This is a genomic window from Glycomyces sp. NPDC048151, from assembly GCF_043202775.1.
Taxonomy (GTDB): Bacteria; Actinomycetota; Actinomycetes; order Mycobacteriales; family Micromonosporaceae; genus Glycomyces.
Genome location: NZ_JBIDBB010000006.1, coordinates 72,067 through 85,069 on the forward strand (window position 1 = coordinate 72,067; position 13,003 = coordinate 85,069).

Genomic DNA, 13,003 nt, shown 5'->3' on the forward strand with positions numbered 1-13,003 from the left:
CCATTTCCATCATCGCACTCGCGTGTGACACGGCCGATGGACAAGGGCCGCAGGCATGAAGGCGGGGCCGCGACGCGAATTGCATTCGTGTCGCGGCCCCGCCGCTCCCTCGGATCAAAAGCGGTTGTGCGCCGGTTCCCCGGCGGCTACCTGCGGTCCATGAGCCCCTGGACCTTGGCCCGCACCTCGGGGGTGTCGAGGCCGCGGATCATCAGGGTGGTGCGGCGGCGCAGGACGTCGTCGGCGGTCTGGGCCCACTCGACGTCGCGGGCGTAGACGACCTGGGCCATGATCTCCGGCGCGTCCGGGTGGACGCGCTCGGCGAGCTCCGGGTGCTCCCCCGCCAGGCGGGCGATGTCGAACGCGAGCGAACCGTAGTGCGTCGCAAGGTGCTTCGCGGTGTCCTCGCCGAGGTTCGGCAGCGGCGCGCCGCCGTCGGAGAGGAGGCGGTGCTCGACCGCGTGCGGGTTGGCGATGCCCGGCAGCGGCAGGCGGTGCGGCAGGTTCGCCATCGGCTCCATCTCCGAGCCGAGCGAGTAGCCGGGCAGGGCCGCGAGCTTCTTCATCACGGTCCGTCCGATGTGGCGGAACGTGGTCCACTTGCCGCCCGCCACCGAGAACATCCCGCCCCGGCCCTCGGTCACCACGGTCTCCCGTTTGGCCTTCGCGGTCGCGCCCGGCCCGCCGGGCAGGACCCGGAGACCGGCGAACGCGTACGTGATGAGCTCGGGCTTGAGCTGCGGCGACCGCACCGAGATGCTCGCCTCGTCGAGGATCTGCTTGAAGTCGGCCTTCGTCGGCGAGACCTGGCCCGGGTCGCCCTCGTAGACCTCGTCAGTGGTGCCGAGCAGGAGCATGTCCTCCCACGGCAGCGCGAACGTGATGCGGTACTTGTCCACGGGGGTGGCCAGCGCCGCGCCCCAGTCGGCGGTGCGCTTGAGCACCAGGTGGGTGCCTTTGGAGAGCCGGATCGACGGGTCGGCGGCCGGGTTCTCCATGCGGCGCAGGTGGTCGACCCACGGGCCGGTGGCGTTGAGGACGACGTGGGCGTTCACGCCGAACTCGGTGCCGTCGACCCTGTCGCGCAGGTCGGCGCCGGTGACGCGGCCGTCGGTGAAGCGCAGTCCGGTGACCTCGGCGTAGTTGAGGACGCTCGCGCCCGATTCGACCGCCGCGCGGGTGGTCATGAGGGCCATGCGGGAGTCGTTCATCTGGCTGTCGCCGTAGACGGCGACGGCTTTGAGGTCCTTGACGCGCAGCTCCGGGACGGCCGCGCGGGCCTTGGCGGGGCTGAGCAGGTGGCCGACGCCGTCGCCGAAGCCGGAGAGCGCGGAGTAGGCGAAGACGCCGGCGCCGAGCTTGGCCGCGCCGTGCGGTCCTCCCTTGTAGACGGGCAGGTAGAACTTGAGCGGGCGGGAGAGGTGCGGCGCCACCTGGCGGGTGACGGCGCGGCGCTCGAAGTGGTTCTCCGCCACGAGTTTGACCGCGCCGGTCTGGAGGTAGCGCAGGCCGCCGTGGAGGAGCTTGGAGGAGGCGGAGGAGGTGGCGCCGGCGAAGTCGCCGGCGTCCACCAGAGCCACCCGCAGCCCCGACTGGGCGGCGTGCCAGGCAGTGGAGATGCCCAGGATGCCGCCGCCGATGACGAGCAGGTCGAACGTGGCGTTCCCCAGCTGCTCGCGTGCTTCGGCCCGGCCGACGTTCGCTGTGAAGCGCACGGCGCCGGTCGGGTTCGCCTCCGGGCCGGAGACGTGCTGCAAGGTGGTCATCGCTCTGCTCCCTCTACCTACTCGTCTGTCCTGCTAGCGATCGATGCGTCTAGTCATCGATCCAGCCCATGGTCCGCTCGACGGCCTTGAGCCAGTTCTTGTATTCCCGGTCGCGGACCTCGGGGTCCATGTCGGGGGTCCATTCGGCGGCGCGCCGCCAGTTGGCGCGCAGGTCCTCGACGTTCTCCCAGAAGCCGACCGCGAGGCCTGCGGCGTAGGCGGCGCCGAGGCAGGTGGTCTCGGCGACCATGGGGCGCACGACGGGGGCGTCGAGCACGTCCGCGAGGAACTGCATGAGGAGGTTGTTCGAGGTCATGCCGCCGTCGACCTTGAGCGCGGAGAGCTCGACGCCGGAGTCCTTGGTCATGGCGTCGGTGATCTCGCGGGTCTGCCAGGCGGTGGCCTCGAGGACGGCGCGGGCGATGTGGGCCTTGGTGACGTACCGGGTGAGCCCGGCGATGACGCCGCGCGCGTCGGAGCGCCAGTAGGGGGCGAAGAGCCCGGAGAACGCGGGGACGAAGTAGGCGCCGCCGTTGTCCTCCACCGACATCGCGAGGGTCTCGATCTCGGCGGCGGTCTTGATGAGGCCCATCTGGTCGCGCATCCACTGGACGAGCGAGCCGGTGACGGCGATCGAGCCTTCGAGGGCGTAGACCGGGTCCTGGTCGCCGATGCGGTAGCCGACGGTGGTGAGGAGCCCGGACTCGGAGTGGATGAGCTTCTCGCCGGTGTTCATGAGCATGAACGTGCCGGTGCCGTAGGTGGACTTGGCTTCGCCGGTGCTGAAGCAGGTCTGTCCGAAGAGGGCGGCCTGCTGGTCGCCGAGGGCGGAGGCGACGGGGACGCCCGCGAGGAGTCCGCCGAGGGGGCCGCCGGTGACGGTGCCGTAGACCTCGGAGGAGGAGCGGATCTCGGGGAGCACCTGCATGGGCACGCCCATCTCGGCGGCGATCTCCTCGTTCCAGCTGAGGTCCTCGAGGTTCATGAGGAGGGTGCGGGAGGCGTTGGTGACGTCGGTGACGTGGACGCCGCCGTTGACGCCGCCGGTGAGGTTCCAGATGACCCAGGAGTCCATGGTGCCGAACAGGAGTTCGCCGTTCTCGGCGCGTTCGCGGAGCCCGGCGACGTTGTCGAGGAGCCAGGCGATCTTGGGTCCGGCGAAGTAGGCGGCGAGGGGCAGGCCGGTCTCGCGGCGCCAGCGGTCCTGCCCGGCGTCGCCGCCGAGCTTCTTGCAGAGGACGTCGGTGCGGGTGTCCTGCCAGACGATGGCGTTGTGGACGGGCTTGCCGGTGCGCTTGTCCCACAGCATGGTGGTCTCGCGCTGGTTGGTGATGCCGATCGAGAGGATGTCCTCGCGGGAGGCGCCGGCCTTGACCATGGCCCCGGCCACGACGTCCTGCACGTTCTTCCAGATCTCGGCGGCGTCGTGCTCGACCCAGCCGGGCTTGGGGAAGATCTGCTCGTGCTCTTTCTGGTCGACGGCGACGATGCGGCCGTCCTTGTCGAAGATGATGCACCGCGAAGAGGTGGTGCCCTGGTCGATGGCCGCGATGAACGGGCCGGTGTGCGTGTCGGTCATGGTTCGCTCCAGAACGTCGTTGTCGTGGTGGGAGTCGGCGGGGAATACGTCGATTGTGTCCTCATCGCTACCCGAGGGCAACGTTGTAGAGGAGACCGGCGAGGACGCCGCCGACGACGGGGCCCGCGACGGGGATCCAGGCGTAGCCCCAGTCGGAGCGGCCCTTGTGCTTGATGGGCAGGATCGCGTGGGCGATGCGGGGGCCGAGGTCGCGGGCCGGGTTGATGGCGTACCCGGTGGGGCCGCCGAGGGAGAGGCCGATGCTGACGACGACGAGCGAGGTGATGAGGACGCCGAGGGTGCCGAGGCCGTTGCCCGCGTCGTTGAGGCCCTGGGTGAGGATCGCGAAGACGAGCACGAAGGTCGCGATGATCTCGGTGACGAGGTTCTGGGCGCTGTTGCGGACCTCGGGGCCGGTGGAGAAGATGCCGAGGACCGGTCCGGCCTTGGCGTCCTTGGCGCCTTCGACGGCGTCCTGCTGGTGGGCGAGGTCGGTCATGTGGGCGCCGAACTGGCCGTAGTAGGCGGCCCAGGCGAGGACGGCGCCGAGGAGCGCGCCGGCGATCTGGGAGACGATGTAGACCGGGACCTGGTCCCACGGGACGTTGCCCTGGACGGCGAGGCCGAGGGTGACAGCCGGGTTGAGGTGGGCGCCCGAGATGGGGGCGGAGATGTAGGCGGCGGTGAGCACCGCGAAGCCCCACCCGAAGGCGATGGCGAGCCAGCCCGCGTTCTGGGCCTTGGACTTCTTGAGCGTGACGGCGGCGCACACGCCCGCGCCGAGGAGGATGAGCACCGCGGTGCCGAGGACCTCGCCGAGGATGATGTCTGAGTTGGACACACCGACTCCTTTGTCTGCGTCCGAGGCCGTCACCGGGGGCGTCGACCTCGTTGGAAGGGCTTGTTCGACACGGAAGGCCCAGCGAACACCGAAGCCGTTAGGCGTTCGACAATGCCGACCGATGTACGAAAGTGTTCTCCTTCATTACCGGCGCGTCAAGTCTTATGTGATCGCCGTCACACCTCCTTTTGTGAAACATCCGAAACGCCTGCAAGACAGGCATACCAGGGTCACACGGGTGGCGCAGGAATGTGGCGAAATCGGACGAAACCCTAGAAGGGTTTGGCCCCGAGGTCGCGCGAGACGGAGCGGGCCGTGTCGCGCACGGCCGCGATGAGCTCCGGACGCAGCTCGCCGTCGCGGCAGACCCGCTCGACGGCGCCGGTAATGCCGACCGCTCCGACCGCGAGGCGGCGCCGGTCGTAGATCGGGGCCGCGACGGCGGCGACCCCTTCGAGGGTCTCCTCGTTGTCCGTGGCGTACCCCTGCGACCGCGTCAGGTCCAGCGCGCGCTCGATCTCGTCGAGCTCGGTCACCGTGCGGGCCGTGAACGGCTCGCGCTTGGCGTCCACGAGCTCGGCGTGCGCGACCGGGTCGGTCGCGGCGAGCACCTTGCCCAGGGCCGTCGAGTGCAGCGGCTGCATCGCGCCGACCTCGAGCACCTGGCGGCTGTCGTCGGGACGGAACACGTGGTGGACGACGAGCACGCCGTGCTGGTGCAGCACACCGAGGTAGACCGCCTCGCCCGAGGATCGGGCCAGGTCGTCCGTCCACACCAGGGCGCGCGCCCGCAGCTCGTGCACGTCGAGGTAGGTCGTGCCCAAGCGCAGCAGCTCCGCGCCGAGCTGGTAGCGGCCCGAGCCGGGGTCCTGCTCGACGAAGCCCTCGTGCTGGAGGGTCCGCAGGATGCCGTGGGCCGTGGCCTTCGCGAGGCCGAGGGAGGAGGCGATGTCGGAGAGTCCGAGGCGCCGCTCGCCGCCCGCGAGCAGCCGCAGCATCGCCGCCGCGCGCTCCAGCGACTGGATGTTCTTGGCCATCCGCGCGCCTCCGTTCCCGTCCTCGGCGACACCGGTCTGGTGTAGCCGCGTTCGACAATGCTAAACGCTATCGGCTGTTGCCGACCAACGGTGTCCGCCATACGGGGTCGCGAGGCGCGCGAACGGCGGCGGACCGGGTGGTCCGCCGCCGTCATGGGAGGGTGCTAGTAGCCGTAGCGGTTCTTGAGGTGGCGCCACCAGTCACGGAGCATCCACACGTCGAACTCGGTGACCGTGGACGAGGAGCCCGCGTTCATGATGAAGCAGCACTGGCCCGTCGGCGTCCAGTCGTAGAAGTCGTCGAGGCCGAAGGTGTGGCCGAGCTCGTGCAGGTAGATCGTGATCTGGCTGGAGTTCAGCGAGTTCACGAAGTACTCCTGGCCCATGCGCTGGCCCCAGTCGCCGCCCGCGCCGCCGCCCATGCCCTGGGTCAGCCACAGGCTCTGGTCGTAGTGGCGCGCAGCGCCTCCGGGGCACTGGGAGTAGTTGCCGTCCTGGTGGAAGAACCGCCCGCACGCCTCGGCGCACTGCGGCGCGTTCTCGCGGATGTCGCCGATGTAGACGTCGACCGCACTGTCCGACCACTGCAGGAGGTTGCGGTCGCGGGCGGCCCAGCCGACCACGTCCACCTCGATCTGGTCGAACGGGAAGTCGGTCCAGCCCGCCATCTGGTCGAACCAGACGTCGTACTGCTGCTGGAGCTTCGCCTCGATCGCGTCCCGGGTCTGCAGCGTCACCGAGTTGTTGGAGTCCCAGCGGACGCAGTAGTTGATCTTGCCGCCGGTGGCCATGATCTGGTCCCAGCCGAAGTTGCGGAAGTTGAGGTTGTAGGTGTCCTCGACGTGCGCCCAGACCTCGTTGAGCGGCTGGACGAGGTTCGCGGGCGGGTTCCACTCGTTCTGGCCGGGACCGCCCGTGGGGACCTCGGTGGGCGAGGCGGTGACGTTCGTGGGCGGGTTCGTCGGCGAGGGCCCGGTGTCGCCGGTGCAGGCGACACCGTTGAGCTTGAACGCGGAAGGCACCGCGTTGGCGGTGCCGGTGAAGGTGCCCGAGAAGCCGAAGCTGGTGCTCACGGCGGCGGCGATGCGCTTGTTGTACTCCACGCCGGCGGCGGTGACGTGCGCGCCGGACTGGGTCGCGGTGGTGTTCCAGGCGTTGCCGATCTTCTGCGTGCCGGGGAAGTCCCATTCGAGCTTCCACGGGTCGACGGCGGTGTCGCCGAGGTTCGTGATCTCCACATTGGCGTTGAAGCCGCCGGGCCACTGTGCCGTGACCTGGTAGTCCACTTCGCATCCGGTGGTGGCGGCCTCGGCCGACATCAGGGTGAACGCTGTCGCGCCCGCGCCGACCACGGCCACCGCGGTGGCGGCGATCGCGGCGCGCAGGCGCCTTCGCGTATTGGGGAGTGCCGGTCCCATATCTCGTTTCCCGTCTCATAGCGGCGGCCGGGGCGCTCCCGGCCCGCCTTCGGTTCGGCTAACGTGAGTGCGGCCCTGGGCCGCGGAAGGTGGTCATGCGCGGATTGTGCACGATCACACGATCAGGCTATATCGAGGAGTTTCTATGCACAATGCTCCGGTGGGTTTCCGAAAACTGGACGAGCGCTTCGCGATCAAGGGCGACCGCTACCTCGAATGCCTGTACACCGGCGGCCGCTGGCTCGAAGGCCCGGTGTACGTGCCCTCCGGGAAGTACCTGCTGTTCAGTGACATCCCGAACGACCGGATCATGCGCTGGGACGAGACCGACGGATCGGTGAGCGTCTTCCGCTCCCCCGCCGGGTACACCAACGGGCACACCCTCGACCGCCAGGGACGGCTCGTGTCGTGCTCGCACGGCGAGCGCCGCGTGGAGCGCACCGAACTGGACGGATCGGTCACCGTCATCGCCGACCGCTGGAACGGCAAGCGGCTCAACAGCCCCAACGACGTCGTGGTCTCCAGCGACGGCGCGGTCTGGTTCACCGACCCGGTCTACGGCATCCTCAGCGACTACGAAGGGCACCAGGCGGAACCGGAGATCGACGGCTGCCACGTCTACCGGGTCGACCCCGCCACGGGAGCGGTCGACCTCGTCGCGGACGGCTTCGAGCGGCCCAACGGACTCGCGTTCTCCCCCGACGAGTCGGTGCTCTACATCGCCGACACGCACGGCGGGCACCTGCGCGCGTTCGATGTGGACGGCGGCCGGCTCTCGGGCGGCGACGTCTTCTGCGAGTCGCCAGGCGGGAACCTCGACGGCCTGCGCGTCGACACGCAGGGCCGCGTGTGGGCGGCCGCGGAGGACGTCTACTGCTTCGACCCCGACGGCACCCACCTCGGCACCCTGCCGATCCCCCAGCCCGCGGTCTCGAACCTGGTGTTCGGCGGCCCGAAGCGCAACCGCCTGTTCATCACCGCCACCGACTCGGTCTACTCGATCATCCTGAACGCGAACGGGGCCTGGCAGCTGTAGCGGCCGCGCCGCCCTTCTCGGAGGGCGGCGCGCTCACGCGCCCATGCTGTGCGCCATCGCGACGACGATCGGGCCGAGCAGCGGCAGGACGACGTTCGAGAAGGCGTAGACGATCGTGTAGGCCATGAGCGGCGTCGCGTTCCCGGCGGCCTGCTGCACGGCGGTGACGCCGGGCGTGGAGCACTGCTGGCCGGTGACCGAGCCGAGGACGAGCGGCGCGGGGAGCTTCATGAGCTTCCAGGCCACGAACAGCGACACGAACGCCGGGATCGCGGTCATCGCGACGCCCGCGATCGGCAGGCCGACGCCGAACTCCTCGACGAGCTCGACCGCCTGCGGGCCGGACGAGAGGCCGACCGCGCAGATGAACACGGAGAGCCCGAGGGTCTTGACCACGTCGGCCGCACCGGAGTCGTACTGGCCGAACGTGGGCCGCTTGGAGCGGATCCAGCCGAACAGGAGGCCCGAGAGCAGGCAGCCGCCGCCGGTGCCGAGTGTCAGCGGGATCGTCCCAACCGTCCACACCAGCATGCCGATGAGGAAGCCGAGCACGACCCCGACCGCGATGTACACCATGTCGATGGTGACCTTCGGGTCGAGCCGGAAGCCGATCATCGGCATGACGCGCTTGATGTCGGTCTTGGAGCCCGCGAGGCGCAGCGTGTCGCCGTGCTGGATCACCGTCTCGGGGCTGACCGGCAGCTCGTGGTCGCCGCGCTGGATCTTCTGGAGGAAGACGCCGCGCCGCTCCTCGGCGAACTCGCTGCGGATCTCCCCCAGCGTGGTCGCCTTGTAGCCCTTGGCGGTCACGACGACCTCGGCGACGTCGAGGTCCATGGCGAGCGAGGAGTCGAGCGAGACCTCCGGGCCGATCACGTCCCGGGCGCCGACGACCGCTTCGCGGCGGCCGACGACGAGCACCAGGTCCCCGGCGGCGAGCCGCAGGTCCTGCGCGAGGTCGACCAGGCTGCCCTGGCGGGAGACCTCCTCGATCGCGGTGCCGTCGCCGAGCGAGGACTGCACTTCGGCCACGGTGGACCCGGCGGCGGCGTCGACGCGGTACTCGCGGCCGACGACCGCCGGGGCGGCCGGGGTCGCGGAGGCCTCGTCGCGGGAGCCGCCGAGCTTCTCCCACAGCTTCGTGGCCTCGTCGCGCAGGTTGATCCGCATGATGAGCGGGAAGAACTGGCTGGAGAGCAGCACGATCGTGATGAGGCCGCAGATGTAGGAGATCGAGTAGGCCGTGCCCACGTTGTTCTGCAGCGTCTCGATCTGGTCGGCGGGCAGGTCGAGGCGGCCGATCGCGTCGGTCGCGGTGCCGACCGCGGCCGACTCGGTCGCGCCGCCCGCCAGGAGCCCGGCGGCGGTGCCGACGTCGAGGTTCATGATGAGGATCGCCGCGGCCGTGATCGCCAGGACCGAGACGACCTCGATCCCGGTGAATGTGGCGAACTTCAGGCTCTTGCGGTTGAGGCTCGCGAAGAACGTGGGCCCCGAGATGTAGCCGAGCGTGAAGATGAACAGGGCGAACGCGATGTTCTTGACCTGGTCGTTCAGCTGGATCGTGCCGAGCATGCCGACGAAGATCGCCACCACCAGCGTTCCCGCGACGCCGCCCAGCGAGATCTTCCAGACTTTGACCTTGCCGACCGCGAAGCCGAGCGCGAGGCACGCGAACAGCGCGATCTCCGGCGTCGACTCCAATGTGGATGTTATCCAGTCCATTCCCGTTCCCCCGCCCGGCTTCCGCCCCTTAACGCTGCTGCCGCTGGAATTCCGCGTGGTACTCGTCGCCGATCCTGCGCAGCGCCGAGCCGATCCGCTTGTAGGCGTCCATGCGCAGGTTCGCCATGCTCACCCGGACCGACCACTGGGGACCGTCGAAGCCGCCGCCGTTGAGCAGGACCACCGATTCCTCCTCGGCGAGCCGGAAGATCGGGTCGACCGGCTCGTAGTTGGTCTGCATCCAGTCGGCGAACTCGTCGCCCCAGTTGCGCTGCGCCCAGCTGAGGAGGTCGAGCTCGACGTAGTAGCTCGCGGCCTCCGGGTCCTCCGGGTAGGGCACGTCGAGGCCTTCGACGAGGGCCTTGAGGCGGCGGGCGATGACGGCCTGGCAGTCCCGCTTGTAGGCGCCCTCGGCGTCGTCGAGGCAGTGCAGGGAGAACAGCGCCATCTGGACCTGCTGCGGGGTCGACAGGCCCGCGGTGTGGTTGAGCGCCACGTCCCGGGAGTCAGCCACGATCCGGTCGATGAACTTGAGCTTCCACGGCTCCAGGGTGATCGAGGAGTACCGCTCGTTGAGCGCGGTGGTCTTCTCGGCCGGGAGCGCGGCGATGCGCTGGTCGAACACGTTCTTGCGGGCGACGGCGATGACGCCGAGCCGCCAGCCGGTGCAGCCGAAGTACTTCGAGAACGAGTACACGCCGATGGTGTTGGCGGCCTGGCTCGACATGAGCGACGTGAAGCCGTTCGTGAAGGTGCCGTATACGTCGTCGGTGATGATCGTCAGGCCCGGGTTGTCGTTCGCGACGATGTCCCGGATGCGCTCCAGCGTGGCCTCGGCGAGCTTCACCGACGGCGGGTTCGACGGGTTGACGAGGAACAGGGCCTTGATCGACGGGTCCTTGAGCTTGTCGATCTCCTCGTCCGGGTACTGCCAGGTGTGGATGCCCTCGTCGGAGGTGCGCGAGGCCTCGAGTTCGACGATGTCGAAGTCGTACCGCTCCAGGTGCGGGATCTCCAGGTAGGGCGTGAAGATCGGGACCATGAGCGCGATCCTGTCGCCCTTGTTCAAGAGGCCGTTGACCTGCGCGGAGTCGAAGAGGTAGCACATCGCGGCGGTGCCGCCTTCGACCGCGTAGAGGTCCCAGCCGCCCTCGGGCGCGCCGCCCATCTCCTGGTCGAGGTAGGCGTGGACGACCTGCTCGATGTGGGTGAGCATCCGGTCGGGCACCGGGTAGTGGTCGCCGATGATCGCATCGGCGAGCTCGCCGACCCAGGCGTCCGGGTCGAAGCCGAGCCGCTCGACGCCGTGGGCCACATAGGAGGCGAGGGCCGCGGCGCCCGGGGCGCTCGCGTTGGCCTTGAGGTAGTCGTCGAGGCGTTCGGCGATGCCGCTGGGCTGGGGCATGCCGCCGATGCTCGGGAACTCGTCCCAGTCGCGGCGGGTCTCGGTGACGGCGAACTGGCCGAGGAGGAAGAACGCCTCGCGCGGGGCGGTGGCCGTCCAGTTCGGGTTGCCGCGCCCGGCGTTGATCATCGCGAGCGCGTTGGCGCGCTCGTTGTCGCCGGCGAGCTCGATGAGCCGGTTCTTCAGCTCGAAGGGGCTGAGCCCTTCGAGGCGCTGCTGTTCGTCGCGGTCGACCTTGGACATAGTCGTTCCCTTCGGGCGGTTAGGCGAGCACGGCCACGATGACCGCGCCCCAGATCGTGAGCAGGACGTTGCCGATGGCGTACGGGATCGTGTAGCCGAGCACCGGGATCTGGCTCTTCGCGGTGTCGGTGATCGCGCCGATGGACGCGGTGGTGGTGTTGGCCCCGGCGACGATGCCGAGGTTCACCGGGACCGGGATCTTGAAGAGCCACTTGGCGAGGTACATGGTCAGGAGCATCGGCAGGAGCGTGACGACGAGCCCGGCGACGACGAGGCTGAGGCCCTCCTCCCTGACGCCGGAGACGAAGTCGGGTCCGGCCATGATGCCGACGATGCCGACGAACATGCACAGGCCGCCGGTGGAGAGCATCCAGTTCGCGGCGGGCGGGAACTGCCCGAACGTGGGCGACTTGGCGCGCAGCCAGCCGAAGACGAGGCCCATGATGAGCGCGCCGCCGGAGGTGGTGAGGCCGATGTCCGCACCGGCGACGGCGATCGTGGGGACGCCGATGAGGGCGCCGACGACGATGCCGAAGCCGACGTAGCTCATGTCGGTGGCGTCCTTGGTGCGGTTGGGGTAGCCGAGGTCGCCGACGACGGCCTCGACCTCCTCTTTGCCGCCCTGGACGGTGATCTCGTCGCCGCGGTGGATCTCGGTGGCGTCGCTCCAGGGGATCTCCTGGCCGCCGCGCACGAGCTTGGTGACGAACAGGCGCGGGGCGTGCTGCGCGAAGGCGTCCCCGATCGTCATGCCCACCAGTTCCTTCTTGGTGATGACGATGTCGAGCGTCTCGATCGAGTAGGCGAGCAGCTCCTCGTCGTCGACCTCCTCGCCCCAGCGGTCGACGTCGAGCGCGACGAGGTCGGGGCGGCGGGCGGCGAGGGTGACCACGTCGCCGGGCTGGAGCGCGGTGGAGCGCTCGACGGGCATGACGCTTCCGTCGCGGCGGATGTCGTGGAACATGACGCGGTGGCCGAGTTCGAGGGCGCGCTCCTCGAGGTCGCCCACGGTGCGGCCGGTGACCGTGGCGACGCCGCCTCCGGCGCCGGTGTCGCCGCTGATGCGGTAGGCGCGGCGCACGACCGAGTAGTAGGCCTTGCCGATGCCGGGCTCCTTGGCGACGCCGAGGCGCTGCTCCATCTCGTGGGCGTCGGCGGCGAGGCTCTTGGAGCCGAGCATCCTGGGGGCGACGGTGGAGAGGAAGAACGCGGCGGCGGCGGTGCCGAAGAGGTAGCAGACGGCGTAGCCGACGGCCACTTGCGACTCCATCTCCTTGATGTCGGCGTCGCTGAGTCCGGGCAGGGCGGCGATGGCGGAGTCGGCGACGCCGATGACGGCGGACTGCGTGAGGCCGCCCGCGAGCAGGCCCGCGCCCCAGCCGGGGCCGTAGCCGAGGGCCTTGGCGAGGACGATGACGACGATGAGGCCGAAGACGCAGTTGACGACCGCGAGGATGACCTGCTTGACGCCGTCGCCGCGGAGGCCGGCGAAGAACTGCGGGCCGACGTTGTAGCCGAGGGCGAACAGGAACGCCACGAACGCGACGGTCTTGACGAGGTCGGGGATGTCGATGCCGTCGAAGACGATGCCGACGAGGACGCCGGAGAGGAGCGTCCCGGTGACCGGGCCGAGGGCGATGCCCTTGATCTTGAGCTTGCCGACGAAGAAGCCGAGACCGAGCGCCAGGAAGATCGCTATCTCGGGGTGCGCGACGAGCGCGTCAGACAGCCAGTTCCACACTGCGACCTCCACGTCACGATGAGTAGTGACATGAATCTAATGGAAAGGGCGGGGCGGTTCACGAGGTTCGCGGCGAGAGGTCCGTATCATGTTGCGGCAATGAAAACTTTCTTCACTTCATTGACAACTCAAGAAGTGTTCCGTCATTCTGGTCGGTACACCGAGGACCGGCGGCGCGTCCGCCGGATTGCCCTGGAACCGAATGCGAGGAT

9 protein-coding genes are annotated in these 13,003 nt (G+C 69.3%); 1 reads left to right on the forward strand and 8 read right to left on the reverse strand.

The window, feature by feature from the left end:
• Positions 1–146 precede the first annotated feature (146 nt).
• The 5 genes from ACGGCP_RS15445 to ACGGCP_RS15465 form a co-directional block, all read right to left on the reverse strand.
• Positions 147–1,766: an FAD-dependent oxidoreductase gene (locus ACGGCP_RS15445; RefSeq protein ID WP_392966512.1), complete on the reverse strand. Its 1,620-nt coding sequence runs from the start codon at positions 1,764–1,766 to the stop codon at positions 147–149.
• Between the two features lie 49 nt (positions 1,767–1,815).
• Positions 1,816–3,345, reverse strand: coding sequence for a glycerol kinase GlpK (glpK, locus tag ACGGCP_RS15450; RefSeq protein ID WP_392966514.1), 1,530 nt, complete (start codon positions 3,343–3,345; stop codon positions 1,816–1,818).
• A 67-nt stretch (positions 3,346–3,412) separates the two neighbouring features.
• A complete protein-coding gene (locus ACGGCP_RS15455) occupies positions 3,413–4,186 on the reverse strand; it encodes an MIP/aquaporin family protein (RefSeq protein ID WP_392966517.1) in 774 nt (257 codons plus the stop codon).
• 272 nt (positions 4,187–4,458) lie between these two features.
• A complete protein-coding gene (locus ACGGCP_RS15460) occupies positions 4,459–5,223 on the reverse strand; it encodes an IclR family transcriptional regulator (RefSeq protein ID WP_392966519.1) in 765 nt (254 codons plus the stop codon).
• 164 nt (positions 5,224–5,387) lie between these two features.
• Complete coding sequence (locus tag ACGGCP_RS15465; RefSeq protein ID WP_392966522.1) at positions 5,388–6,641, reverse strand: cellulose-binding domain-containing protein; 1,254 nt, start codon at positions 6,639–6,641, stop codon at positions 5,388–5,390.
• Between the two features lie 145 nt (positions 6,642–6,786).
• Between ACGGCP_RS15465 and ACGGCP_RS15470 the strand changes: the two genes are divergently transcribed.
• Positions 6,787–7,677, forward strand: coding sequence for an SMP-30/gluconolactonase/LRE family protein (locus ACGGCP_RS15470; RefSeq protein WP_392966525.1), 891 nt, complete (start codon positions 6,787–6,789; stop codon positions 7,675–7,677).
• 33 nt (positions 7,678–7,710) lie between these two features.
• Here ACGGCP_RS15470 and aspT (ACGGCP_RS15475) read toward each other — a convergent pair whose 3' ends face one another.
• From aspT (ACGGCP_RS15475) to aspT (ACGGCP_RS15485), 3 genes are read right to left on the reverse strand one after another with little or no spacing between them, the layout of a single operon-like run.
• A complete protein-coding gene (aspT, locus tag ACGGCP_RS15475; RefSeq protein ID WP_392966528.1) occupies positions 7,711–9,402 on the reverse strand; it encodes an aspartate-alanine antiporter in 1,692 nt (563 codons plus the stop codon).
• Between the two features lie 28 nt (positions 9,403–9,430).
• Positions 9,431–11,050, reverse strand: coding sequence for an aspartate 4-decarboxylase (gene aspD, locus ACGGCP_RS15480; protein ID WP_392966531.1), 1,620 nt, complete (start codon positions 11,048–11,050; stop codon positions 9,431–9,433).
• Between the two features lie 19 nt (positions 11,051–11,069).
• Complete coding sequence (aspT, locus tag ACGGCP_RS15485) at positions 11,070–12,803, reverse strand: aspartate-alanine antiporter (protein WP_392966534.1); 1,734 nt, start codon at positions 12,801–12,803, stop codon at positions 11,070–11,072.
• Between the last annotated feature and the right edge of the window lie 200 nt (positions 12,804–13,003).

Coding starts and splice junctions, on each gene's coding strand:
- ACGGCP_RS15445 (WP_392966512.1), bottom strand. CDS start 1,766: ATGACCACCTTGCAGCACGTCTCCGGCCCGGAGGCGAACCCGACCGGC.
- glpK (WP_392966514.1), bottom strand. CDS start 3,345: ATGACCGACACGCACACCGGCCCGTTCATCGCGGCCATCGACCAGGGC.
- ACGGCP_RS15460 (WP_392966519.1), bottom strand. CDS start 5,223: ATGGCCAAGAACATCCAGTCGCTGGAGCGCGCGGCGGCGATGCTGCGG.
- ACGGCP_RS15465 (WP_392966522.1), bottom strand. CDS start 6,641: ATGGGACCGGCACTCCCCAATACGCGAAGGCGCCTGCGCGCCGCGATC.
- ACGGCP_RS15470 (WP_392966525.1), top strand. CDS start 6,787: ATGCACAATGCTCCGGTGGGTTTCCGAAAACTGGACGAGCGCTTCGCG.
- aspT (WP_392966528.1), bottom strand. CDS start 9,402: ATGGACTGGATAACATCCACATTGGAGTCGACGCCGGAGATCGCGCTG.
- aspD (WP_392966531.1), bottom strand. CDS start 11,050: ATGTCCAAGGTCGACCGCGACGAACAGCAGCGCCTCGAAGGGCTCAGC.